The sequence below is a fragment of the Aurantiacibacter marinus genome, assembly GCF_001021555.1.
Taxonomy (GTDB): domain Bacteria; phylum Pseudomonadota; class Alphaproteobacteria; order Sphingomonadales; family Sphingomonadaceae; genus Alteraurantiacibacter; species Alteraurantiacibacter marinus.
In genome coordinates this window covers 129,320-151,968 of sequence record NZ_LDCP01000004.1, presented here as the reverse complement: position 1 = coordinate 151,968, position 22,649 = coordinate 129,320, and the positions used below count along the sequence as shown (strand labels likewise).

Here is a 22,649-nt window from a genome sequence, read left to right as displayed (position 1 = left end):
GAGCATACGATGAAGGAAAAGAGGAACCAGCCGCTTGCGCGTGACGCGATGGCCTATGTTCTGGCGGGTGGACGTGGCAGCCGCTTGATGGAACTGACCGATAACCGCGCCAAGCCGGCGGTGTATTTCGGGGGCGTCTCTAGAATCATTGATTTTGCCCTGTCCAATGCGATCAATTCAGGCATTCGGCGCATCGGTGTTGCAACGCAGTACAAGGCGCACTCTCTGATCCGCCACATGCAGCGCGCCTGGAATTTCATGCGTCCCGAACGCAACGAAAGCTTCGATATTTTGCCCGCTTCGCAGCGTGTTTCGGAAAACCAGTGGTATGAAGGCACTGCCGATGCAGTGTTCCAGAATATCGATATTATTCAAAGTCTTGCGCCTAAATATATGGTCATTCTGGCGGGCGACCATGTGTACAAGATGGATTACGAACTGATGCTGCGCCAGCATGTCGATTCCGGCGCAGATGTAACTGTGGGCTGTCTGGTCGTGCCGCGTATGGAAGCCACCGGCTTTGGCGTGATGCATGTCGATGAAAAAGACGGAATTACCGATTTCGTTGAAAAGCCTGCCGACCCTCCCGGCATTCCCGGTGACCCGGAAATGGCACTCGCGTCGATGGGTATCTATGTTTTCAACACGGACTTCCTGTTTGACCAATTACGCCGCGACGCAGCCGATCCGGAATCTGGCCGCGACTTTGGCGGCGATATCATCCCCTATATCGTGAAGCACGGTAAGGCAGTCGCGCACCGCTTTACCGACAGCTGCATCCGGGCCGCTGAAGAGATTGAGGAATACTGGCGCGATGTCGGCACGCTGGATGCCTATTTCGAAGCCAATCTCGATTTGACCGACGTGGTGCCGAGGCTGGACCTATATGACCGCGAATGGCCAATCTGGACCGACCAGATCGTCGCCGCACCGGCCAAGTTCGTGCATGATGAAGACGGTAGGCGGGGGACCGCAGTTTCCAGCCTTATCTCGCAGAATTGCATCGTTTCAGGCGCGACCGTAAGCAACAGCCTGCTCTATAGCAGCGTGAAAATGGGCAGCTTCTCCAGCGTGGAGCGCGCGGTGATCCTGCCGCATTGCAATATTGGGCGCGGTGCGCGTCTGACCAATGTCATCGTCGATTCCGGCGTGCGTATTCCGGAAGGACTGGTCGTCGGCGAAGACCCTGTCCTTGATGCAAAGCATTTCCGTCGAAGCGAGAAGGGCGTGACGCTAATTACCAAGGCCATGATGGCCAAGATGCAGGGTGAATAATGCCATTGAAGGTTCTCTCGGTAGCATCTGAGGCCGTACCTCTGGTGAAGACCGGGGGTCTGGCCGACGTTGCGGGCGCACTGCCCGCTGCGCTTGATCAGCAGGGTATTGCAGTGACCACCCTCTTGCCTGGCTACCCCGCAGTGGGCGCGGCAATCGGCAAGGCGAAGCGGCTGCACAAATGGGATGCCTTGCTGGGCGAGCCTGCCCAGTTGCTGAGCGCCAAAATCGGTGCGCATGATCTGTTGGTGCTCGATGCGCCGGGATTTTTTGCGCGGGATGGCAATCCCTACAGCGATAGCGCAGGCAAGGACTGGGATGACAATTGGCGGCGCTTTGCCGCATTTGGGCGTGCGGCGGCGGATATTGCCTCTGGCGCTGTCAAGAAGCTTTCGTTCGATCTGGTCCATGCCCATGATTGGCAGGCGGCCATGGCTCTCGCTTACCTGCGCTTCGCGCCGTTTGGCTCCGGCCCACCCGTTCCCAGCGTTATGACGATCCACAATATGGCGTTTCAGGGCTGGTATGACCGAAAGATTTTTGGCGGCCTTGAATTGCCCAAGAAGGCCTGGTCGATCGAGGGTGTTGAGACTTATGGCGGGGTGGGCTTCCTTAAATCGGGGCTGCAACTGGCTGACATGGTCACGACCGTCAGCCCGACCTATGCGCGGGAAATAGTCCGTAGTGAATTCGGCATGGGACTTGAAGGCCTGGTCGCATCGCGCGGAGACCGGGTGCGCGGGATAGTCAACGGTATCGATACCAAGGAGTGGGATCCGCAATCGGATCCCGCGCTGGCGGCCAATTACACCGCGCGTAGCCTGTCCAAGCGCAAGGCCAACAAGCGCGCGCTGGAAGAACATTTCGGTCTCGAAAAAAGCGACGGGCCGCTGTTCATCATGGTCACGCGGCTGACATGGCAAAAGGGTGCCGATGTCATTCCCGAAGTGCTCGATCATCTGGTGGGCAATGGCGGCAGGCTTGCGCTTTTGGGATCAGGCGATGCCGAGATTGTCGATGCGCTGAAGGCAGGCGCAGCGCGCCATCCGGGCAAAGTCGGACTGCATTTCGGCTATGACGAGGCGTTGTCGCACCAGATGCAGGGCGGCGGCGATGCCATATTGGTGCCGAGCCGGTTCGAGCCATGCGGCCTGACCCAACTTTACGGCCTTGCCTATGGCTGCGTGCCGGTGGTGTCCCGCACTGGCGGACTGTCGGACACTGTGATCGATGCCAATCCGGCGGCGCTGGCTGCAGGCGTAGCCACGGGCGTCCAGTTCGACGGCGTGCATTACCATGCGCTCGCGTCCGCGATCAGCCGGACGGTCGAACTCTATCGCCAGCCCAAACTATGGCAGAAAATCCAGCGTAACGGCATGGGAGCGGATTTTTCGTGGGCGCGCAGCGGCGCTGAATATGCTGCGATCTACCGCCAGCTTACCGGGGAAAAAGCGTGATACAGACAATACCATCGCAGCCGTTTGAAGGCCAGAAGCCGGGGACTTCAGGCCTTCGCAAGAAGGTCCGAGTCTTCCAGCAGGCGGGTTACACTGAGAATTTTGTTCAATCGGTATTCGATGCGGTTGAACGGCCAGCCGGGACGACCCTCGTGCTCGGCGGGGACGGGCGGTATTACAACCGCACGGCAATTCAGCAGGCCATCCGCATAGCGGCAGCCAATGGCTATGGCAAAGTCATCGTCGGGCGCGGCGGCATCCTGTCAACGCCGGCTGCCAGCCATGTCATCCGCAAATACGGTGCCAGCGGCGGATTGATCCTGTCTGCCAGCCACAATCCCGGCGGGCCGGAAGAAGATTTCGGCATCAAATACAACATCGCCAACGGCGGCCCTGCGCCAGAAGCGATTACCGAGGCAATCTACGCGCGCACCCAGACAATCGACTGCTGGATGACTGTAGAGACGCCTGACGTCGACCTTGATAACGACGGGGAGACCGAGGTCGCCGGTATGATGGTTCAAGTGATCGACCCGGTAGCTGATTACGCCGAACTGATGGAAAACCTTTTCGATTTCCCGGCCATTCGCGCCGCCGTGGAAGGCGGGTTCGCCATGGCCTTCGATGCGATGAGCGCAGTGACAGGCCCTTATGCCACGGAAATCCTGGAAGGGCGGCTTGGTTTTGCCGCAGGTACAGTGCGCAACGGCACGCCGCTGGAAGATTTCGGCGGTCATCATCCTGATCCCAATCTGGTTCATGCCAAGGAATTGTACGATACGATGATGAGCCCCGATGCGCCCGATTTCGGCGCAGCATCGGATGGCGACGGCGACCGCAATCTGATCATCGGACGAGGTCGCTTCATCACCCCATCGGATTCGCTTGCCATGTTGGCCGCCAATGCGCATCTCGCGCCCGGCTATGCTGCCGGACTGAAAGGCATCGCACGTTCGATGCCCACCAGCGCCGCAGCAGACCGGGTGGCGGCGGCGCAGGGCATTGCGTGTTATGAAACACCGACCGGCTGGAAGTTCTTCGGCACATTGCTTGATGCAGGAATGGCGACGATCTGCGGTGAAGAAAGCGCAGGCACCGGTTCTGATCATGTGCGCGAGAAGGATGGGCTGTGGGCCGTGCTGCTGTGGCTTAATATCCTTGCCGTGCGAAAGGTCAGCGTTGACGATCTGGCTCGGGAGCATTGGGCGCAATTCGGCCGCAATTATTACGCACGCCACGATTATGAAGCGATCGAGACAGAGCGGGCTGATGCCTTGATGGCTGCGCTGATCGCTGCGCTCCCGGACTTGCCGGGGCGCGCATTTGGATCGCTGACCGTCGCAGAGGCGGACAGCTTCTCCTACACCGATCCCGTTGATGGCTCGGTCAGCGAAAACCAGGGCATCAGGGTGCTCTTCGAAGGCGGTTCCCGCGTGGTGTTCAGGCTTTCGGGCACGGGCACGCAGGGCGCGACTTTGCGCGTTTATCTGGAGCGGTACGAACCAGGCGACGGCGCAATCGACCGCGAAACACCTGATATGCTGGCCGAAATAATCATCGCTGCCGAAAGCATCGCCGGGATTGCGCAGCACACGGGCCGCACTGCGCCCGATGTGGTGACGTGACGCCAGCTTACGGTGCAACCAGTCTGGGCGGCGTGACCCACTTTCGGGTTCGCTCTCCGCAGGCCTCCGCACTTTGGCTCTGCCTGTTCGATGGCGCTGATGAACGCCGCATCCCTATGGATCGGCAGGGCGATGATTGGTTCGCCGAATTGGCGGGCCAGCACGCCGGGGCCGCCTACGGATACCGGGCGGATGGCGAGTGGGCACCTGAACACGGTTTGTGGTTCGATCCGGCCAAATTGCTGGTTGATCCCTACGCGGTGGAGCTGGACAGGCGGTTTGTGCAAGACCCTGCGTTGACGCAGTTTGGCGTGGACACCGCGCATCTGGTGCCGCGCGCGATTGTGCCCATGGCCAGCGAGCCAGTTCGGAAGGAAGCTCCAAAATTTCAGCGCGGCGGGTTGATCTACGAGATCAATGTGCGCGGCTTCACCATGCTGCATCCCGATGTGCCGAAAGGCATTCGCGGCACCGTTGCGGCACTCGCTCATCCGGCGGTGCTCGCACATCTCAAGAAACTGCATGTCTCCGCCATCGAGCTAATGCCGATTACTGCATGGATTGACGAACGCCACCTCGGCCCGCTCGGACTCAGCAATGCATGGGGGTACAATCCCGTGGCGATGATGGCGCTCGATCCCGGGCTTTGCCCCGGCGGCGTGGCAGAGCTGCGTAAGACAGCCGCGGCGCTGCATGATGCAGGTATCGGTGTGATCCTTGATCTGGTGTTCAACCATACTGGCGAAAGCGACATTCACGGCGGCGTGATCTCCCTGCGCGGGCTGGACAATGCCGGATATGCCCATGCCCCGGACGGCAGCCTGATCAATGACACCGGCTGCGGCAATACGCTCGATTTCGCCAATCCGGCGGTCCGCGAATTGACGGTCGCCAGCCTGCACCATTTTGTGCGCAATTGCGGGGTAGACGGCTTCCGGTTCGATCTGGCCCCGATCATGGCGCGCGGCCCCGGCTTTTCCGCTGACGCGCCCATATTCGCCGAGATAGCGGCTGACCCCTTGCTCGCTGACCGAGTGATGATTGCAGAGCCGTGGGACATTGGCCCCGGCGGCTATCAGCTCGGCAATTTTCCCGCAGATTGGCTCGAATGGAACGACAAATACCGTGACGATGTACGGCGCTTCTGGCGCGGTGACGGGACGATTGGCGACGTGGTCACGCGGATCGCCGGGTCATCCGACATTTTCCCGGAGCAATGCCGCAGCGTCAATTTCCTCGCAGCGCATGACGGTTTCACGCTCGCCGACAGCGTTGCTTATTTGTACAAGCATAATGAGGCCAATGGCGAGGCAAACCGTGACGGGCACGGAGAGAATTTTTCGTGGAACTGCGGCGTCGAAGGGCCAAGCGATGATCCGGAAGTGCTGGCCTGCCGCGACGCTGATTTGCGCGCACTGCTCAGCACATTGTTTGCATCTACCGGCACAATCATGCTGACAGCGGGTGATGAATTCGGACGAAGCCAGCGCGGCAACAACAATGCCTATGCGCAGGACAATGAAATCGGCTGGGTCGATTGGAAAGGACGCGATCTGGCGCTGGAAAGCTTCACCGCAGACCTTGCGAAAGCGCGTGCAGAGCAGTTGGCGTTCTTCACCAGCTTTCCGCAAGAGGGCGAATGGGTGAAGTCAAATGGCGAGCCGATGGGTAATGGGGATTGGCAGGAAGTCGGCGTGCTCAAGTATCGCTTGAACAGCGCCAATCTGAGTCTTTCGATCAGCCGCGAGGGGCCGACAAAACATGCCCGTTGGAGACCTGCCTAGCTGGCGAATTCCTCAAGCTGTTCTCCGGCGGCCAGCCAAGTGGCCTCCGCCTTTGCCAGTCTGTCGCTTGCCCGTGCGCGGTCTGCCAGCAGCTTTTCCATCTTGGAACCTGTATCCGCTGAAGGCGTCCGGTTGAGTTCAACCATCGCCAAATCCAGCTTCTCGACGTCTGCCGCAATACGAGCCATAGACTTTTCAGCCTTCTCCAGTTCTGACCGGACGTAGCGCTCTTTCGCCTGATCCTTCGGAGAATTCACTGGCGTTTTCGCCTTGGCAGGAGCTTTCTTGGCGTCCTTTTTCGGCTGGTTCCGGCCCAATACGAAGTCGATATAATCGTCCATGCTGCCTTTGTATTCCTTGGCAGTCCCGTTATCGACCAGCACGAGGCGATCTGCTGTCAGCTCGACCATGTGGCGATCATGGCTGATGAGAATTACTGCTCCGGAATAATCGTTTAATGCCTGGATCAGAGCTTCGCGGGCATCGACGTCCAAGTGGTTGGTAGGCTCGTCCAGAATCAGCAAATGCGGGGCATCGCGGGTGATGATCGCCAGCGCGAGCCGAGCGCGCTCTCCGCCAGACAGTTTCTCGACCCGTTGTTCAGCGCGCGCGCCGGAAAAGCCGAAGCGGCCTAGCTGTGCGCGCACAGCGCCCGGCGTTTTACCCTCCATCGCCCGCGACATCAGTTCCAGCGGCGTATCATCGCTGGCGAGTTCTTCCACCTGATACTGCGTGAAATAACCGACCGACATTTTGCCCGGGCTGAGCATTTCGCCTTCTGCGGCAGGCAATTGCGCGGCGAGCAGCCGAGCCAGCGTGGTCTTGCCGTTTCCGTTCCGGCCAAGCAGTGCAATCCGGTCGTCCGCATCAATCCGCATATTGAGCCGCTGCAGCACCGGCGGCGCGTCATTATATCCGACCGCGGCGTGTTCCAGCTGGATCATCGGCGACCGCAGTTCAGCAGGATCGGGAAAATCGAAGCTGAGCGATGGGTCTTCGATCAAAGCAGCAATGGGCTGCATTTTCGCCAGCATTTTGGCGCGGGACTGTGCCTGCTTCGCGGTGGAAGCGCGCGCGCTGTTGCGGGCGACATAATCCTGAAGCCGCGCACGCTGCGCATCCTGCGATGCCTTGGCCGAGGCGAGCTGCGCGGCGCGCTCTGCCCGCAGCTTTTCAAACGCGTCATATCCGCCAGGATACAGCGTCAATTGTCCGCCCTGCAAATGCAGGATGTGATCGACAACTTTGTTCAGCAGGTCGCGTTCATGGCTGATGACGAGCAGGGTTGCGGGGTAGGATTTCAGAAAGTTTTCCAGCCACAGCGTTGCTTCCAGATCGAGGTGGTTGGAAGGTTCATCCAGCAGCAGAATATCGGGTTCGGAAAACAACAGCGCGCCCAGCGCCATACGCATTTTCCAACCGCCGGAAAAGGTATCGACGGGCTGCTTCTGCATTTCCTCGTCAAAGCCCAGACCGCTCAGGATTTTCGCCGCGCGTGCCGGTGCGCTGTAGGCATCGATGGCGAGCAGGCGTTCGTGGACTTCACCCAGGCGGTCCATATCGTCCATGCATGTTTCGGATTCGGCCAGCAGCTGCGCCCGCTCCACATCGGCGGCCAGTACGACCTCTTCGGGTGTCATCGATCCGCTTGGCGCCTGCTGCGCGATATAGCCGATACGGGCCTTGGTCGGCTTGGAAATCTCGCCATCGTCCGGCTCAAGTTCGCCGATCATGGCTTTCATCAGCGTGGACTTGCCCGCCCCGTTGCGGCCGATCAAGCCAACGCGCGCGCCAACCGGCACCGTTGCGCTGGCGCGGTCGAGAATTGTCCGGCCGCCAAGCCGAACGGTGATACCGTCGATAGTGAGCATTTGCGGCCCCATAGCAGCGCATTGCGGCTAGCCCAAACGAAACTATTGTGCAGTGCAAGGTAACTTTGCCGCCTGACATCGCGCTGCGCCCCCGCTAAGCTGGCCCGATGGATATGCAAGACATGCTGCAACGCTATTTCGGGACAGCGGATTTCGCGGCGGTAGACCCGGTTGCTCTCCCCGCCGGAGTTGACCGGATGCTGGTGGATTTCGGACTGGAGCAGGACCGCAACCGCAAGTTTGCGCTGTGGAGCATGTTGTTGATGTTCGATGCCGCGCCCGATCTGGATGTGGCCTTCAAGCATGAGGAAGACAGGGAGGCTGCTCGCAATCTGATGGACCTGATGGCCGCCGCGCCGCCCGAGTAGCCCCCTATCTAATTTTCCGGCACCCTAATTATCGGGCATTGTCGGCATGCACACCCCGTCCAGCGCAAGGATGTGGGTGAAGCGGCCCAGCGCGACCCATGAACCGATGGCAAAGGTCAGATCGACGATTTCGGTGTCGCTGAAATGCTCATGCATTGCAGCCCAGAAATCCTCGTCCTCGTCCATCGACTGCGGCGCTTCGCCAAATCGTTCGGCAAATTCGATTGCGAGTTTCTCGCGCGGTGAGAAACTGTCCGAATTTCGCCAGTCAGCAATATCGGCATAGAATTTCTCGTCCGGGGGCGTGTTGTCGCGCACCTGTGCGGCCTTTTCGGCATCGCCTCCGCTGCGTTCAATATGACCAGCCAGATCGCGTTCCGCCCGCATATCGCGGCACAGATTGCATCCGTTGATATGCGCCGTGCGCATTCGCGCCGCTTCCATTTCACGCATGGAAAGCTGCGAATGTTCATACACGGCAAGGGAATAGGCTGCTGCCGCTGCGCCAATTTCTGGCGTGAATTTTGACCATGTGTAGCCCAAGGGATCATGGGCGTGCTCTTGCGGAATGGTGATGCGGGGCATGGCTTCTCTCCTGTGATTATCCGGTCAGATCGTTGCTTCCGATCCGAGAATGATGGTGGCCTGACTGGACAGCGTGCCGCCATTGGTATGGGCAAGACATAGCTGCGCGCCCTCCTGATGATTGGCCGCTTCGCCCCGGATTTGCCGCGCGGCCTCTATGATTGCGAACAGGCCATACATGCCGGGGTGGCAACAGCTTAGCCCGCCGCCATTGGTGTTGACCGGCAGACTGCCGCCGGGCGCGATCGCGCCGCTTTCCACGAATGGCCCGCCTTCGCCCTTTGCGCAAAAACCGAGGTCTTCGAGGAACAGGATCGTGTTGATCGTGAAGGCATCATACAGTTGCACGGTATCGAAATCGCCAGGCGTGACGCCTGCTGCGGACATTGCCCTTGCGCCCGATTCCTGCGCGGCGGTCGTCGTCAGATCTGGCATGGAGCTGATCGAATTGTGCCAGGTTGCCGCTGCCGCTCCCAAAACCGGCACAGCAGGACGCGGCCCGCCTTTGGCGCGCTCCGTGCTCGTCAGGAGGATGGCAGCAGCGCCATCTGTCACGAGGCAGCAATCCGCCTTGCTGATGGGAGAGCTGATCATGCGCGATGCCAGGCAATCTTCAATCGAGAGCGGACCTTTGGCGAAGGCTTCGGGATTGGTGTTTGCCCACTCGCGCGCTGCAACGGCCACACTGGCCATTTGCTCGCGCGTAGTACCGAACTGATGCATATGGCGCGCCGCAGCCAGCGCGTAACTGCTAAGCGGAAAGATCGGCTTGTAAGGCTGCTCCCACACAGAACTTTTTGCAGGCGTCGCCAGCCTGCCGCCACTGCTGCGCTGGTTCGAGCCATAGGCGATCAGGGCGTTGTCGATATAGCCAGCTTCGATCATGATCGCGGCGGTTATGATATGGCTGGCAAAGGACGATCCGCCCGTCCGGTTACTATCCGTAAAGCGCGGGTGAAGGCCGAGATACTCGGCCAGCGTGAGGCCGCCGAACAGGTCATCGGGCAAGCAACAGAACACCGCATCCACCTGATTGATGGCAAGTCCGGCATCCTGCACGGCCAACAGTCCAGCCTGCGCCGCCATTTCAATCGAGCTGAACCCAGGCATCTCTCCTATTCCGAATGTTGCCAGTCCGGCAATTGCCGAGCGTGCACGGGGGAAGGGTTCGCTCATCGGACGACCCCATAACTGACCCCGGCGAGATTGACGTTCGTGCGGCTGCGCCATATTCCCCGTGCATGACCGAACACGGCGTAATTTCTCCCGAGGCGCGTTGGCGTGCCGCCCTTGCGGACGGCCGGTTCCTTATCCAGCGTGATACAATCGACGGCACCAGCTATTTTCCTCCGCGTCTTGCCGGCCCGGAGGGTCAGCCGCTGGAATGGGTGGAGGCGAGCGGCCGCGGCACGGTGTATTCGGTGTCGGTCATTCACCCGAAGCCGCCGCAGCAGCCTTACAACGTGGTTCTTGTAGATCTGGAAGAAGGGGCGAGGATGATGAGCCGTGTGGACGGATCCGGACCTGACAAGATCGTTATCGGCACGCAAGTTTCCGCGCAAATAGTGCAGACTGAGAGCGGGCCGCAGGTAGTGTTTCATAGGGCCTGACCGCCTTTTGACGGCACCACCAGATCGTCAATCTCGCTTTCGGAGAACCCTGCTTCACTGAGGACATCGCGGCTGTCTGACCCGAGCCTTGGGCCAGGCCTGCCAGCTTGTCCGGGCGTTTCCGAAAAGCGCACAGGAACGCCGGGCATGCGGACCAGACCGTCCGGTGTCTCGAAGCGCTGCCAGAAACCAACGGCTTCAAGATGCGGATCGTCGATCAGATCATCGATGGAGCGGACTGGCATCGCCGGGCACTGCGCCTTGGTCAGCAAGTCCATCCATTCGTCAGTCGTGCGCTGCGCCAGAACTTCGGAAAGCTGGCCGAGCACCTTGGTGATATTCTGCGTGCGCGACCGCAGTGATGCAAACATCGGGTCTTTGGACCATTCAGGATTGCCGATGGCGTCAAAAAAATTGCTCCAGTGACGATCATTGTAGATCATCACCGCAATGTAGCCATCTTTGGTGCGGTAAGGCTTGCGCTCCGGCGAAAGCGCCCTGGCGTAGCCGGTCGGGCCGATTGGCGGATCGAACAAGGCGCCGCACAGATGCTCCACCATGGAAAATGACGCCAGTGTTTCGAACATTGGCACTTCGATTTCCTGCCCGCGCCCGCTCCGCTCCCGCTCGAACAGGGCGGCCATTACGGCATAGGCGGCGGTCAGGCCCGCCACCTTATCCGCCACGACTGTCGCCAGATAAGTCGGCTCCCCTCCCGAAAGCGAAGCTTGCAGATCGACAATGCCCGATGCGGCCTGCACGATATCATCATAGGCCGGGAAATCGGCATAAGGCCCTTCACGGCCATAGCCGTACAAATTGGCGTAGATGATCTTAGGATTGCGTGCTTTCAGCTCGGCATAGGACAGGCCGAGCCGGCCCATTGCCTTGGCGCGCATGGAGTGGATGAAGACATCGGCATCTTCCGCCATGCGCAGCAAGGCTTCACGTGCATTTGCCTGTTTCAGGTCAAGCACAAGGCTGCGCTTGCCGCGATTGACGTTCATGAACATGGCGCCGCAATCATCCGCTGGCCCCGGGGGCAAGGAGCGTGTGGTGTCGCCAGAGGGAGCCTCTACCTTGATCACATCCGCCCCTAGATCGGCGAAGATCTGCGTCGTGTATGGTCCCATCAGCACGCTGGTGAGATCGAGGACGCGGACCCCCTTTAAAGGGCCTTTTCCGGCTCCGGCTGCGGTCATGAATTCCTCATTAAAAAAACAGTCATGCTTGTTTTTGCGGCAGGAATGTCCGAAGTGCAAGGTGAGATGGTACGATGGTTCAAAAGAGCGGGAGAAATCAGGTGAAAGTGCATCTGGTGGCGGCTGGGAAATATCACGATATCGACTTTGCCCGGCTGGAACTGCTCAAGCTGCTGGCCGAGCAGCCGGAGCTGCGCACCAGCGTGGCAGCGAATTATTCCGATACAGGCCTTATCCGGCAGGCGGACCTGCTTATAACCTATACCTGCGACCTGGTGCCCGAGCCGGAGGAAGTCGCGGTCCTGTCTGATTGGCTGCGCGCAGGCGGACGCTGGCTGGCCCTGCATGGCACAAATTCCATCCTGCGCTTTGGCGAGAATGGCGAAGTCGAAACGCCTGATGAAGCGCCGGACTTCATGAAGCTGTTGGGCACGCAGTTCACCGGCCATCCGCCGATCGGTCCATACAAGGTCAAAGTCACGGACAGCGATCATGAAATGACCAGAGGCTTGCGCGATTTCTCGGTCGTTGATGAGCTTTACCTGACCCGTAAAACGGCGGACTTCAAAACGCTGCTCCACACAAGTTTCACAGGCACCTGTCCAGATTTCGGCGACCGTGAATGGGATGAAGCCGAGGTGCCGGTTCTGTATGAGCGCCCAGTGGGGAAAGGGGCTGTGCTCTATCTGACTCTGGGCCATTGCCGCGGCCATTATGACCTTATGCCGGTGGCGCCATTTTATCCGCATCCGGAGCGATGTGCCTGGAATTATCCGGTATTTTATAAGCTTTTGCGACGCGGCATAGCGTGGGGGCAGCGCCGCGGCTGAGTGTCAGCTTCTGCGGTCGGGACGAAGATCAAGGATGACCTTTTCCAGATGATCCAGCACCAGAGAAATCGTCTCTTCGTCGATGCCGTGCGTCACCCGGTTAAGCGCCATGCCTTCCAGCGTATTCTGCGTCAGCGCCAGCGCAATTTTGAATGCCGCCAGATCGTCCGCCCACTCGGGGAAAAGCTCGATCGCCAATTCGTGCCAGCGTTCGTCGAATTCGCGGCGAACCGGTTCCAGCACTGCGGCCAGTTCCTTGTCCGTACGCGATGCGTTGGCGAGTTCCTGAAACGCGATGAAGTTCGGGCGCAACAATTGGTCCCAATAGGCATGGAGCAGCGTGCGCGCATCGTGATCAAGCGTGCCAGCAGCCCGGCGAAACGCGCGCAGGCGCTTGCGGTGCAATTCTACCAGCGTGGCTTGCATCAGCTGCCGACCGTTTTCGAAATGATGCAGCATGGCGCCGCGCGACAGCCCGGCTTCCTCCGCCACTTTCGGCGTCGTGGTATCGGCATAGCTGAATTTGACCAGGCACCGGATCGTGGCGTCGATCAGACGCGAGCGTGTTTTCGCGCTCTTCAACGCCTGCGCCGTCGGTTCGATCAGTTGTCGCGCACTGCCGATGCTGGCAGTCTTGCCGGGGGAGGGTATCTTTTGGGTAGGCATGGCCTTCATCAATCTACGAAAAAAGCAGATGTGTCTGCTTTTGCAAGTTCCATAACGACTAGCGAACAGCGCAGTCAAATAAATCAACGGGAGAATAGAAATGGGTAAGCTGGAAAATCGCATCGCGCTGGTAACCGGGGGCGGGTCAGGACTGGGCAAGCAGGACTGCATGCAGCTCGCGGCAGAGGGCGCGCATGTCTACGTGACCGATATTGATGAAAATGCGGCGAAGGCTGTTGCCGACGCGATTGGCGATACGGCTGTCGCGATGAAGCATGACGTGTCCTCCCGGTCAGACTGGGAAGCCGTGTTTGCCCGGATTGCTGCGGATCATGGCAAGCTGGATATTCTCGTCAACAATGCCGGCATAGTCGTCGTGGCTGATCCGGAAGAGACGACGGACGAGCAATTCGACCGGACTATGGACATTATGTGCAAGGGTGTGTTCCTTGGCTGCAAGCTGGGCCTGCCACTGCTATCCAAGTCCGAGAATGGATCGATCATCAACATGTGTTCGACCGCCAGCCATCAAGGCTTCCCGCCCTTCTTCGCCTATTCTGCGGCCAAGGGCGCGGTACGCTCCATGAGCAAATCGCTGGCGATCCACTGTCAGGACAAGGGATATAAGGTTCGCTGCAATACTCTCCACCCCTCCGCCATTGAAACACCGATGATACAGGGCGCGATGGGTCGTCCGGGTGAAGAACAGGCAGTGGATTCCGGTGTGCTGCCTGCAGGCGCAATCGGCGCGCCATCGGATGTGGCCAGCCTGATCGTGTTCCTGTGCAGTGACGATGCGCGCTTCCTGACGGGCGGCGAATATCTGATCGACAACGGGGCCTACATCCGGCCATAAAACAATCATGTCTGACTTTTTTCTTGCAGATGGTGCGGCATGTCCTAGGGTGCTCGCATGAGCTTTGGCGTCAAGAAAGCATTGGTGATCGGCGCGTCCAGTCCGGGTGGACTGGGCGAAGCTGTGGCGTTGCGCCTTGCTGATGAGGGGTGCCATGTGACAGTCGCTGCGCGGAGCGAGGAGGCAGTGCGCTCTCTGGCTGAACGGCTGGGCGGTGCGCATGTTGTTTGCGACATGCGTGACGAGGCGTCCATTCAGGCGATGTGCGATGCGGCTGGCCCGTTCGATCTGCTGGTCAATGCGGCTGGCACGACTTGCGCGGGCGGGATTTCGCGGATCGCACGCGAGCAGATCGAAGATCAGATGGAAATGCATTTCACTGCCAATGCGCTGCTCCTGAAGCATGCAATTCTCGCAATGCCCGATGGTGGCAGCGTTGTGCTGTTTTCCTCTGTCACTGCATCGCTCGCCGGGGCCGGGCTGACATCTTACAGCTGTGCCAAGGCGGCGCTTGAGCAATTGGTGCGCGTGGCGGCAATTGAGCTGGGAGAGCGCGGCATTCGCGTGAATGCAGTTGCGCCGGGGTTCTCGCAAACGCCGATGACAGAGGCGATCTTTGCCGATCCGGCATTGACCAGATTATATCTCGGCCATGTGCCGATTGAAGGGCGCGCTGTGCTGCCAAACGAAGTTGCATCTGCCGCCTGCTGGCTACTGGCCGATGATTGTTTCACCACCGGGGAAACCGTGCAGGTTTCTGGCGGGGCGCAGTTGGGCCGTTTGCCCAATGCTGCCGAATTCAGAGGATTGAGGAAGGCGTAAAAGCATGGATCTGGGACTTAAAGGCAAGAAGGCCATCGTCGTCGGCGGCGCGCGCGGCATCGGTTACGCGATTGCAGAACTGTTTGCGCGGGAAGGCTGCGACGTGGCGATCACCGCCCGCAATGACGATTCCGTCAAGGACGCGGTGGCCAATCTGAAGAAGTACGAAACCAAGGTCATCGGCAAAGGCTGCGACGTCACCGATGGCGATGAGTTCAAAGCCTGGATGGAATGGGCCGATGAAGAGCTGGACGGTGTGGACATTCTTGTCCCCGTCACCTCCGCCTCTGGCGGTCTGGGCAGCCTCAAATACTGGGAAAAGAACTTCAAGGTCGATGTGATGGGCCCTGTCCGCGCTGTCGATGCAGTGATCGAAGGCATGATAGAGCGCAAGCACGGCTCGATCGTGCTGATCGCGTCAACCTCTGCGCTGGAGGATATGGGCGGGCCGCAAGGCTACAACGCGCTGAAGGCCTCGCTCATCACTTATGGCAAGCAGCTTGGTCTTGCCCACGGCAAGGACGGTATCCGCGTGAATGTGGTGTCGCCCGGCCCGGTAGAATTTGAAGGCGGCAATTGGGAAATGCTGAAAGGCGCGATGGAGAAGTTTTACCAGTCGCTCATCCGCAAGCAGCCTGAAGGCCGCTTCGGTAAACCTGAGGAAATCGCCCGCGCTGTCGGCTTTCTCGCCAGTCCGGCGGCAAGCTGGTGCAACGGTTCGCATCTGGTCGTCGATGGCGGCTTCACTAAGAACACGCATTTTTAGAAGAAAGGCGACAGGCTTCCCGTCATGGATGTGAAACGCCAGCAGACAATAAAGCGCGCGGCCGAGGCTGTGCCCGGTGGCACGCCCATTGAAAAGGCGCCCGATCCGGACCTTGGCCATGATTTGATTCCGGCAGAACGCTACACCTCGAAAGAGTTCATGCAGCTGGAATGGGACCGGGTGTGGACCAAGACCTGGCTGCTCGGTGGGCGTTCGGATGATATTCCTGAGGCAGGGGATTACATCTGCACCAATATCGGCAAGGAATCCGTGCTGCTGGTGCGGCAGAAGGATGGCTCTGTCAGCGGCTTCTACAATGTCTGTTTGCACCGCGGAAACCGACTGATTCCCGAAGAAGGGCTGGGTTCGGTTGCCGAGGAAGACGGTGTTTTCAGGTGCAGCTATCACCACTGGGCCTATTCTTCGAAAGGCAAGCTGCTCCACATTCCGGACCGAGAGACTTTTCCGCAAGGCGCGCCGCCATGTGGCCGGGTGAAGCCCGTTAAGGCGGACGAATGGGGCAGCTTCGTGTGGTTCTCTCTCGACTCCGATATTGAGCCTTTGCTGGATTACCTCGGTGTCATTCCGCAACATCTGAACCCATACCATATGGAACGCATGGCGTGGACGCGCGATGTGACGGTGGAATGGGATTGCAACTGGAAGGCCAGCGTCGATGCCTTCAGTGAAACCTACCACGTCCAGGGCATTCACCCGCAGCTGAAGTGGTATCTGGACGATGTGAACGTGCAGTATGACTGCTACGACAAGCACAACCGCTATCTCATCCCCTTCGCCGCCGTCAGCCCGCGCGTGCAATTGCCATCCATTATGCCGCCGCTGATCGCCGGAATGATGGAAGCTGCCGGAATGGACCCGGCTGAATATGAAGGCCCGATCAGCGGTATTCGGGAGGCTCTGCAGAAGTTCAAGCGGGAGAACGGGCCGGAGCAGGGCAAGGACTATTCAGAGCTGAATGACGAACAGCTGACGGATGATTATCACTACACAATCTTCCCCAATGTTTCGCTGAACGTGCATTCGGATGACGTGATGATGTTCCGCCAGCGGCCTCACCCGACCGATCCGAACAAGATGTTTTATGACATCTGGATGTTCGAGCTGGTGCCCGAGGGGGAGAAATGGCCCGAACGCGTGCGGCATCAGATCTTCAGGCATGGTGACAAGACTATCGGGCAAGTGCTCGATCAGGATGCGTTCAACCTGCCGCACGTGCAGGCGGGGATGCGCAGTGAAGCTTTCGAAGGGCTTTGGCTGGGCGATCAGGAGATCCGCCTGCGCCATTTCCACCGAACGCTGAGCGATTACATCTACGGCAATAATGGCCCGGGCGAGGGGGATATCTGATGCAATATTCGCAAGATGGCTTGCTCCGCGCCTATCGCCGCATGGCCACAATTCGCCAATTTGAAGAACGCTTGCACGAAGAAATCGCCAAGGGTGAAATCCCCGGCTTCACACATCTTTACGCAGGGCAGGAAGCCGCCGCAGTGGGCGTGTGCGAGCATCTGGATAATGATGACATGATCGTGTCCACCCATCGCGGCCACGGACACTGCATAGCCAAGGGATGCGATGTGAAGGCGATGATGAAAGAGATTTACGGCCGCCGCGACGGCCTTTGCAAAGGGCGCGGCGGCTCCATGCATATTGCCGATACCTCCATCGGAATGCTCGGCGCGAATGGCATTGTCGGCGCGGGCGCACCGCAAGCTGTGGGTGCTGCGATTGCTGCGCGGGCAGAGGGCAAGGGTAAGGTCGCGATTGCGTTTTCGGGTGATGGGGCGTGCAATCAAGGCACCACGTTCGAGGCCATGAACATGGCTGCTGTGATAAGCGTGCCAGCCATCTTCGTGTTCGAGAACAACCACTATTCGGAACACACCGGCGACAAATACGCCGTGGCGACCGACAGGGATATCGCCAGCCGCGCCAAGGCGTTCGGCATGGAAGTCTGGCGCGCCAATGGCTGCGATTTCTACGACACTTTTGAAACGATGGCCGAACTGCTCGATCACGTGCGCGGGAGCGGAAAACCCGCTGCGATTGAGCTCGATACAGAGCGTTTCTACGGACATTTCGAAGGCGATCCGCAGCGATACCGGGCGAAGGGTGAAGTCGACCGGCTGCGAGAGGAGCGTGACGCCCTGAAGATATTCCGCGCGCATGAAGCCACAGATGAGATGCTCGACCTGGCACAGCTCGATGCCATCGACGAAGAAGTCACAGCCTTGATCGACGCAGCAGTCGATGAGGCGCGAGAGGCCGAGAAATGCGATCCGTCGCAAATCGAGGAAGATGTCTATGCGGCATATTGAGGGAACGCGCTGATATGGCCGTGATGAACATACGCGAAGCGATCAACCAGACGCTTCACGATGCGATGGAGCGCGATCCCAGCGTTATTCTGCTGGGCGAAGACGTCGCGGGCGGGGCGGGCACTGCTGGCGGGCAGGAAGCCATTGGCGGCATCTGGGGCACCAGCACCGGCCTGATCGGCAAATTCGGCCCTGAACGGGTAATCGACACGCCCATTTCCGAAAGCGCCATTATCGGCGCGGCGGCTGGCGCGGCTTTGGCCGGAATGCGCCCTGTGGCAGAGTTGATGTTCGCTGATTTTATCGGTGTGTGCGGTGATCAGCTGATCAACCAGATCGCAAAGTTCCGCTACATGTTCGGCGGTAAGGCGCGCTGCCCGGTGGTGGTGCGGCTGATCTATGGCGCAGGTATGAATTCCGCCGCGCAGCACAGCCAAGCCTTTTACAATCTGCTCACCGCAATTCCCGGCCTGAAAGTGGTGCTGCCCACCACGCCCGCCGATGCCAAGGGCCTGATGAACGAGGCGCTGCACGGTGATGACCCGGTAATGTTCTTCGAACACAAGGCGCTTTACGGTAAGAAGGGCGAAGTGCCCGAAGGCCTCCACCGTGTGCCGTTCGGTCACGCCCGCATGGCGCGTGAAGGCGGCGATGTAACGATTGTCGCGTTGGGCCGCATGGTCAGCTTCGCCGAGAAGGTAGCGGACAAGCTGGCGGAGGAAGGTATCGGCTGCGATGTAATAGACCCGCGCACCACCAGCCCGCTCGATGAAGAGGCCATTCTGGACAGCGTTGAACAGACAGGCCGGCTGGTGGTGGTGGATGAAAGCCCGCCGCGTTGCAGCGTTGCCACCGACATAACCGCCCTGGTCGCGCAAAAGGCTTTCAGCAGCCTTGATGCTCCGCCCGAATGCGTCACCGCGCCGCACACGCCCATTCCCTTCGCGCCGGAACTTGAACGCGCCTACGTTCCCGGCCCGCCAGCCATCGAAGCAGCGGTGCGCCGCACGCTGGATTGGGGCTGAAGGCATGGCCGCGCTCAAACCTTTCACCATGCCCAAATGGGGCATCGAAATGACCGAAGGCACGGTTGCGCAGTGGCAAGTCGAAGAAGGCAAGCCATTCGCCAAGGGCGATGTAATCGTCCTGATTGAAACCGACAAGATCACCAACGAGGTGGAGGCAGAGGCCGATGGCTGCCTCGTGCGAATATTGGCAGGCGAGCAAGAGACCAAGCCAGTCGGCGCTTTACTTGGTGTGATGGGTGATACCGGCGTCGATGCGGGCGAGGTGGATGCCTTTGTCGCGAGCTACAAACCATCGGGTAGCAGCGCAGCCGAGGCGGAAAGTGAAACGCCTTCTTCCGCCCCAACTCAAAGCGCCAGCTCCAGCAAGAGGAATGAAGGCGCGGCGCAGCAGGTCAAGCGCAGCACAATTGCCAGGGATGTCGCCATATCTCCTGCCGCACGCTTTGCCGCGGAAGCGGCTGGTTTGCAGCCTTCCGACATTACGCCAAGCGGGCGCCACGGGCGCATCACGCGGCAGGACGTAGACAAGGCCATTCGCGGCAGTCGGCAACCTGCGCTGAAGGGCCCGATTGAAATTACCGGGCAAGAAGAGGCCTATGCCTCCCCCCTGGCGCGCCGGATCGCCGCCCAGAACGGTGTCGATCTCTCGCAGGTCACCGGCACCGGTGCACGGGGCCGTATTGGCAAAGCCGATGTGCTGGCGCTGATTGGCGGCGGCGAGGAGGCACAAGCCGCGCCGCTGGCCCAGGAAGGCGTGGAAATCATCCCGATGACGGCCATGCGCAAGACCATCGCGCGCCGCCTTACCAAGGCAAAGCAGGCCATCCCGCATATCTATTTGCGCCGCGCGGTGCGGGCCGACAGGCTCATCGCCCTGCGGCAGGCGCAAGCCAAGCCCGGCACAATCAACGATTACCTGATCCGCGCCAGCGCACTCGCATTGCTGGAAGTTCCAGAAGTGAACGTGCAGGTCCATGACGGGGCCATCCACCGGTTCAGCCATGCAGATATTTCGGTTGCGGTTGCGACTGACAAGGGGCTGATTACGCCCATCGTCAAACACGCGAACGATCTGACTGTAAAAGAGATTGCCGAGCGGATGGCCGACCTCGCCGCACGCGCCCGGGAAGGCAAGCTCAAAGCCGAAGAATTCCAGGGTGGCAGCTTCTCTATCTCCAATCTTGGGGGCTTCGGAGTCGACGCATTCGATGCGATTATCAATCCGCCGCAGGGCGCGATCCTTGCTGTGGGCAAGGCCCGCAATGCGCCGATAGATGATGGCGGAGAGATCACACTGGCACCGGTTATGCAGTTGTCACTCAGCTGCGATCACCGCGCGATTGACGGCGCGGATGGTGCGCGTTTCCTGGCGGCGCTGGCCGAACTTCTCGAGAACCCCGAGCGGCTCTGAAACGAAAAAGGGGCCGACAGATGCCGGCCCCCTTTCCCTTCTTGCCCGGGGCGATCCCGAAGGGCGCTATGCGTGCGACCGCAAGAACGTAAGCTGCATGTCTTCCGCCAGACAATCCAATATCGGCGGAACCAGCCGGTCATGAAAATCGATGCCCATGTGGTGATCGAAAGCCGTCTCATCCTTGAACGTGGCAACACAGTAAAACAGGTTTTCGTCATCCTCCGCCTGAAGCACTTCATAGACGTATGCGTCCGGCTCGTGATCGTGGACCAGGCCTTTCAGTTCGGTTTGCAGAGCGATAAAGTCATCGCGTTTTTCAGGCTTCACCCGCAGCGTTGCGATAAAGCTCTTGCCGGGCGCGCCGCCGCGTTCAGCTTTTGACATCGTAGAGATACTCCCGGTGGTATGTGCCGTCGATGCAGTCGATCATCTTGGCGATTACGTCTGCGCTTTCGGGGTTTTGCTGGTGCGCGGTATCGGCAGCCTCATTCGTGAAACTTTCGTACACGGCATAAGCATGCGGTTCTGCCAGCCGGTAGAATTTGTATTGCAGCGTGTCCGGCTCCCGGCTGGCGTTGTCTTCCATCGCCCCGATCAGGCTGACGAATTCGGCGTCCTTTTCCGGCTTGATCTTGAAGCGTGATAGAAATGTGGTTGGCATCCGGTGCTCCTATTTCTCGCCGCCGATGTAGCGGTCGAGTTCAACGTGAAAATGGCGTAGGCGCGCTTCCTGCTCGCTCCACAAAGGCCCCTTGAACCCGCGAGAGCGTGAACCCTTCTGCACTATGGGAAGCAATTCACTGTCCTGATCCAGCACTTCGCCAAGCTCCGGCGGTTCGCCAATGCCTGTGTGCACAATATCGGGCCGGGTAATGCCGCTGCAATCGGCATCGGCGGCAAGGCCCATCCATGCAGGCGGCCTGTGACCGGGAATATCCTCCGGCTTGAACAGGATGATGGTTTCGTAAGTGAACTGCTCCGGGTCCTTCGGGTCAGGCAGGAAGCGGTGAATGAACACCGCCTCTGGATGGCAGCCGATCTGGATGTTGGGGAACAGGCCATAAATCGTGGAATCACTCAGCTGCGTGTCGCTGAATTTGTCATATCCAAGACCGTATTTGTCGGAGCGCGCGCGCTTGGCCTGCTGGATCGCAGCGCGGCTTTCCTGCGCAGTGCCCGAAAAGCTATCGGGATCAATCCCCGCATCGGCCAGCATCATCTTGATGCCCTCGTTGACCGTTTCCTGATCGGGAAAGCGCGGGCTTGGCTGCGCGAAGGGCACGAACTGGCGGCTCATCCCGTTTGGGAACAGGTCGATCTGCGTGCGATCATCCATCACCGCCTGGGTCTGCGGGTGAACGGCGTGGAGGTGATAGATTTCATAAAAGGCATCAACCCCGCCTTTCCAGTTTGCCGCCCAATCCGATTTCTTGTGTTGTACGCACACCATTTCGCCAATGTCATACAGGCCAAGGTGGTCTGCAACTTCGCCCAGAAATTCTGCAAGGGGCATCACATCATTATTCATCGAGATGAACACCAGCCCCGCCGCTGCCTCGCAGCGGACTTCGGTCAGGTCGGTTCCATGACACAGAACATCGGGGTTGAATGTTTCCTCATCGGTGATCTCCACATTCTTGCCTTCCAGATCGAACTTCCACGAATGGAAAGGGCAGGTGAAGCTGCCAGCTGATCCAAAGTCTGTCAGCGCGATCTGGCTGCCGCGGTGCGGGCAGACATTATAGAATGCTTTTACCCCGCCATCGGCCTGCCGGACCACGACGAAAGATTCAGGTCCGATTTCAAAACGCAGCCAATCGCCCTCGTCCGGGATGTCACTTTCCACGCCTGCCAGCAGCCATGTTTTCGTGAACATGTTTTCCCATTCCGCTTCCCAGCTTTCACGTGTGTAAAACCGCGAAGGGTCCGGTCGGGCCGTGCCATTGTTGGGGCGCGGGCGTTCTGCGTTGAAGGGGTGGGGGGTGCCGACATGAATGTCCCAGTTTCGGAAATCGAAGTTCATCTGAAGCTCCCGGGCCAATGGTGCGGTTTTACGGCAACAATTTGACCAATAAAAAAACAAGCATGATTGATTGTTATATTCTGCTGTGGCAGGACTGTCATGTCAACTGGCAAGCGGTGCATGGAACG

At 59.3% G+C, this 22,649-nt stretch carries 22 protein-coding genes; 14 read left to right on the top strand and 8 right to left on the bottom strand.

The features are described from left to right. Positions 1-9: 9 nt before the first annotated feature. From glgC to glgX, 4 genes are read left to right on the top strand one after another with little or no spacing between them, the layout of a single operon-like run. Entirely contained in the window at positions 10-1,275 is a 1,266-nt protein-coding gene (glgC, locus tag AB731_RS12775) for a glucose-1-phosphate adenylyltransferase (protein WP_082126494.1), read from the top strand. Beyond that, positions 1,275-2,732 carry a glycogen synthase GlgA gene (gene glgA / locus AB731_RS12770; protein ID WP_047094417.1) on the top strand — a complete coding sequence of 486 codons (1,458 nt, stop codon included), beginning with the start codon at positions 1,275-1,277 and terminating at the stop codon, positions 2,730-2,732. Before glgC ends, glgA begins: the two co-directional genes overlap by 1 nt. Continuing rightward, the gene (locus tag AB731_RS12765) at positions 2,729-4,357 is read left to right on the top strand and encodes an alpha-D-glucose phosphate-specific phosphoglucomutase (RefSeq protein WP_047094416.1); all 1,629 of its coding nucleotides are present in this window, start codon (positions 2,729-2,731) and stop codon (positions 4,355-4,357) included. The genes glgA and AB731_RS12765 overlap by 4 nt, the downstream gene beginning before the upstream one ends. Then, positions 4,354-6,141 (top strand): glycogen debranching protein GlgX, encoded by a 1,788-nt coding sequence (glgX, locus tag AB731_RS12760; protein WP_047094415.1) that lies wholly within the window; start codon positions 4,354-4,356, stop codon positions 6,139-6,141. The genes AB731_RS12765 and glgX overlap by 4 nt, the downstream gene beginning before the upstream one ends. Here the strand turns inward: glgX and AB731_RS12755 are convergent. Next, the gene (locus tag AB731_RS12755; protein ID WP_047094552.1) at positions 6,138-8,012 is read right to left on the bottom strand and encodes an ABC-F family ATP-binding cassette domain-containing protein; all 1,875 of its coding nucleotides are present in this window, start codon (positions 8,010-8,012) and stop codon (positions 6,138-6,140) included. The two genes, glgX and AB731_RS12755, sit on opposite strands and share 4 nt — an antisense overlap. A 107-nt stretch (positions 8,013-8,119) precedes the next feature. Between AB731_RS12755 and AB731_RS12750 the strand changes: the two genes are divergently transcribed. Next, on the top strand, positions 8,120-8,380 hold the full coding sequence (locus tag AB731_RS12750; RefSeq protein WP_047094414.1) for a hypothetical protein: 261 nt from the start codon (positions 8,120-8,122) through the stop codon (positions 8,378-8,380). A 24-nt stretch (positions 8,381-8,404) separates the two neighbouring features. Here the strand turns inward: AB731_RS12750 and AB731_RS12745 are convergent, their stop codons facing one another. Continuing rightward, entirely contained in the window at positions 8,405-8,965 is a 561-nt protein-coding gene (locus AB731_RS12745) for a carboxymuconolactone decarboxylase family protein (RefSeq protein WP_047094413.1), read from the bottom strand. 24 nt (positions 8,966-8,989) lie between these two features. Next, on the bottom strand, positions 8,990-10,141 hold the full coding sequence (locus AB731_RS12740) for a thiolase (RefSeq protein WP_047094412.1): 1,152 nt from the start codon (positions 10,139-10,141) through the stop codon (positions 8,990-8,992). Between the two features lie 65 nt (positions 10,142-10,206). Between AB731_RS12740 and AB731_RS12735 the strand changes: the two genes are divergently transcribed. Beyond that, positions 10,207-10,575, top strand: coding sequence for a Zn-ribbon domain-containing OB-fold protein (locus AB731_RS12735; protein WP_047094411.1), 369 nt, complete (start codon positions 10,207-10,209; stop codon positions 10,573-10,575). Here the strand turns inward: AB731_RS12735 and AB731_RS12730 are convergent. Continuing rightward, complete coding sequence (locus tag AB731_RS12730; protein ID WP_047094410.1) at positions 10,563-11,777, bottom strand: CaiB/BaiF CoA transferase family protein; 1,215 nt, start codon at positions 11,775-11,777, stop codon at positions 10,563-10,565. The genes AB731_RS12735 and AB731_RS12730 overlap by 13 nt on opposite strands. A 101-nt stretch (positions 11,778-11,878) precedes the next feature. Between AB731_RS12730 and AB731_RS12725 the strand changes: the two genes are divergently transcribed. After that, the gene (locus AB731_RS12725; protein WP_047094551.1) at positions 11,879-12,607 is read left to right on the top strand and encodes a ThuA domain-containing protein; all 729 of its coding nucleotides are present in this window, start codon (positions 11,879-11,881) and stop codon (positions 12,605-12,607) included. 3 nt (positions 12,608-12,610) lie between these two features. Here the strand turns inward: AB731_RS12725 and AB731_RS12720 are convergent, their stop codons facing one another. After that, entirely contained in the window at positions 12,611-13,282 is a 672-nt protein-coding gene (locus tag AB731_RS12720) for a TetR/AcrR family transcriptional regulator (protein ID WP_052769060.1), read from the bottom strand. 91 nt (positions 13,283-13,373) lie between these two features. Here AB731_RS12720 and AB731_RS12715 point away from each other — a divergent pair, with 91 nt between their 5' ends. The 7 genes from AB731_RS12715 to AB731_RS12685 are packed head-to-tail and all read left to right on the top strand — an operon-like array spanning position 13,374 to position 20,495. Beyond that, the gene (locus tag AB731_RS12715; protein WP_047094409.1) at positions 13,374-14,129 is read left to right on the top strand and encodes an SDR family NAD(P)-dependent oxidoreductase; all 756 of its coding nucleotides are present in this window, start codon (positions 13,374-13,376) and stop codon (positions 14,127-14,129) included. A gap of 57 nt (positions 14,130-14,186) precedes the next feature. Continuing rightward, on the top strand, positions 14,187-14,951 hold the full coding sequence (locus tag AB731_RS12710; protein WP_047094408.1) for an SDR family NAD(P)-dependent oxidoreductase: 765 nt from the start codon (positions 14,187-14,189) through the stop codon (positions 14,949-14,951). A gap of 4 nt (positions 14,952-14,955) precedes the next feature. After that, positions 14,956-15,717 (top strand): SDR family NAD(P)-dependent oxidoreductase, encoded by a 762-nt coding sequence (locus tag AB731_RS12705; RefSeq protein WP_047094407.1) that lies wholly within the window; start codon positions 14,956-14,958, stop codon positions 15,715-15,717. A gap of 24 nt (positions 15,718-15,741) precedes the next feature. Then, a complete protein-coding gene (locus AB731_RS12700) occupies positions 15,742-17,085 on the top strand; it encodes an aromatic ring-hydroxylating oxygenase subunit alpha (protein ID WP_047094406.1) in 1,344 nt (447 codons plus the stop codon). Further along, positions 17,085-18,056 (top strand): thiamine pyrophosphate-dependent dehydrogenase E1 component subunit alpha, encoded by a 972-nt coding sequence (locus AB731_RS12695; protein WP_047094405.1) that lies wholly within the window; start codon positions 17,085-17,087, stop codon positions 18,054-18,056. Before AB731_RS12700 ends, AB731_RS12695 begins: the two co-directional genes overlap by 1 nt. Before the next feature lie 14 nt (positions 18,057-18,070). Further along, positions 18,071-19,081, top strand: coding sequence for an alpha-ketoacid dehydrogenase subunit beta (locus AB731_RS12690; RefSeq protein WP_047094404.1), 1,011 nt, complete (start codon positions 18,071-18,073; stop codon positions 19,079-19,081). A 4-nt stretch (positions 19,082-19,085) separates the two neighbouring features. After that, positions 19,086-20,495 (top strand): 2-oxo acid dehydrogenase subunit E2, encoded by a 1,410-nt coding sequence (locus AB731_RS12685; RefSeq protein ID WP_047094403.1) that lies wholly within the window; start codon positions 19,086-19,088, stop codon positions 20,493-20,495. Positions 20,496-20,561: 66 nt separating this feature from the next. Here the strand turns inward: AB731_RS12685 and AB731_RS12680 are convergent, their stop codons facing one another. Genes AB731_RS12680 through AB731_RS12670 form a run of 3 tightly spaced genes read right to left on the bottom strand, consistent with a single transcriptional unit; the run spans position 20,562 to position 22,521 of the window. Next, positions 20,562-20,882 (bottom strand): putative quinol monooxygenase, encoded by a 321-nt coding sequence (locus AB731_RS12680; protein ID WP_047094402.1) that lies wholly within the window; start codon positions 20,880-20,882, stop codon positions 20,562-20,564. Further along, entirely contained in the window at positions 20,869-21,159 is a 291-nt protein-coding gene (locus AB731_RS12675) for a putative quinol monooxygenase (protein WP_047094401.1), read from the bottom strand. Before AB731_RS12675 ends, AB731_RS12680 begins: the two co-directional genes overlap by 14 nt. A gap of 9 nt (positions 21,160-21,168) precedes the next feature. Further along, entirely contained in the window at positions 21,169-22,521 is a 1,353-nt protein-coding gene (locus AB731_RS12670) for an aromatic ring-hydroxylating oxygenase subunit alpha (RefSeq protein WP_047094400.1), read from the bottom strand. Positions 22,522-22,649 lie beyond the last annotated feature (128 nt).

Coding starts and splice junctions, on each gene's coding strand:
- glgC (WP_082126494.1), top strand. CDS start 10: ATGAAGGAAAAGAGGAACCAGCCGCTTGCGCGTGACGCGATGGCCTAT.
- glgA (WP_047094417.1), top strand. CDS start 1,275: ATGCCATTGAAGGTTCTCTCGGTAGCATCTGAGGCCGTACCTCTGGTG.
- AB731_RS12755 (WP_047094552.1), bottom strand. CDS start 8,012: ATGCTCACTATCGACGGTATCACCGTTCGGCTTGGCGGCCGGACAATT.
- AB731_RS12750 (WP_047094414.1), top strand. CDS start 8,120: ATGGATATGCAAGACATGCTGCAACGCTATTTCGGGACAGCGGATTTC.
- AB731_RS12745 (WP_047094413.1), bottom strand. CDS start 8,965: ATGCCCCGCATCACCATTCCGCAAGAGCACGCCCATGATCCCTTGGGC.
- AB731_RS12740 (WP_047094412.1), bottom strand. CDS start 10,141: ATGAGCGAACCCTTCCCCCGTGCACGCTCGGCAATTGCCGGACTGGCA.
- AB731_RS12735 (WP_047094411.1), top strand. CDS start 10,207: ATGACCGAACACGGCGTAATTTCTCCCGAGGCGCGTTGGCGTGCCGCC.
- AB731_RS12730 (WP_047094410.1), bottom strand. CDS start 11,777: ATGACCGCAGCCGGAGCCGGAAAAGGCCCTTTAAAGGGGGTCCGCGTC.
- AB731_RS12720 (WP_052769060.1), bottom strand. CDS start 13,282: ATGAAGGCCATGCCTACCCAAAAGATACCCTCCCCCGGCAAGACTGCC.
- AB731_RS12715 (WP_047094409.1), top strand. CDS start 13,374: ATGGGTAAGCTGGAAAATCGCATCGCGCTGGTAACCGGGGGCGGGTCA.
- AB731_RS12710 (WP_047094408.1), top strand. CDS start 14,187: ATGAGCTTTGGCGTCAAGAAAGCATTGGTGATCGGCGCGTCCAGTCCG.
- AB731_RS12705 (WP_047094407.1), top strand. CDS start 14,956: ATGGATCTGGGACTTAAAGGCAAGAAGGCCATCGTCGTCGGCGGCGCG.
- AB731_RS12700 (WP_047094406.1), top strand. CDS start 15,742: ATGGATGTGAAACGCCAGCAGACAATAAAGCGCGCGGCCGAGGCTGTG.
- AB731_RS12695 (WP_047094405.1), top strand. CDS start 17,085: ATGCAATATTCGCAAGATGGCTTGCTCCGCGCCTATCGCCGCATGGCC.
- AB731_RS12690 (WP_047094404.1), top strand. CDS start 18,071: ATGGCCGTGATGAACATACGCGAAGCGATCAACCAGACGCTTCACGAT.
- AB731_RS12685 (WP_047094403.1), top strand. CDS start 19,086: ATGGCCGCGCTCAAACCTTTCACCATGCCCAAATGGGGCATCGAAATG.
- AB731_RS12680 (WP_047094402.1), bottom strand. CDS start 20,882: ATGTCAAAAGCTGAACGCGGCGGCGCGCCCGGCAAGAGCTTTATCGCA.
- AB731_RS12675 (WP_047094401.1), bottom strand. CDS start 21,159: ATGCCAACCACATTTCTATCACGCTTCAAGATCAAGCCGGAAAAGGAC.
- AB731_RS12670 (WP_047094400.1), bottom strand. CDS start 22,521: ATGAACTTCGATTTCCGAAACTGGGACATTCATGTCGGCACCCCCCAC.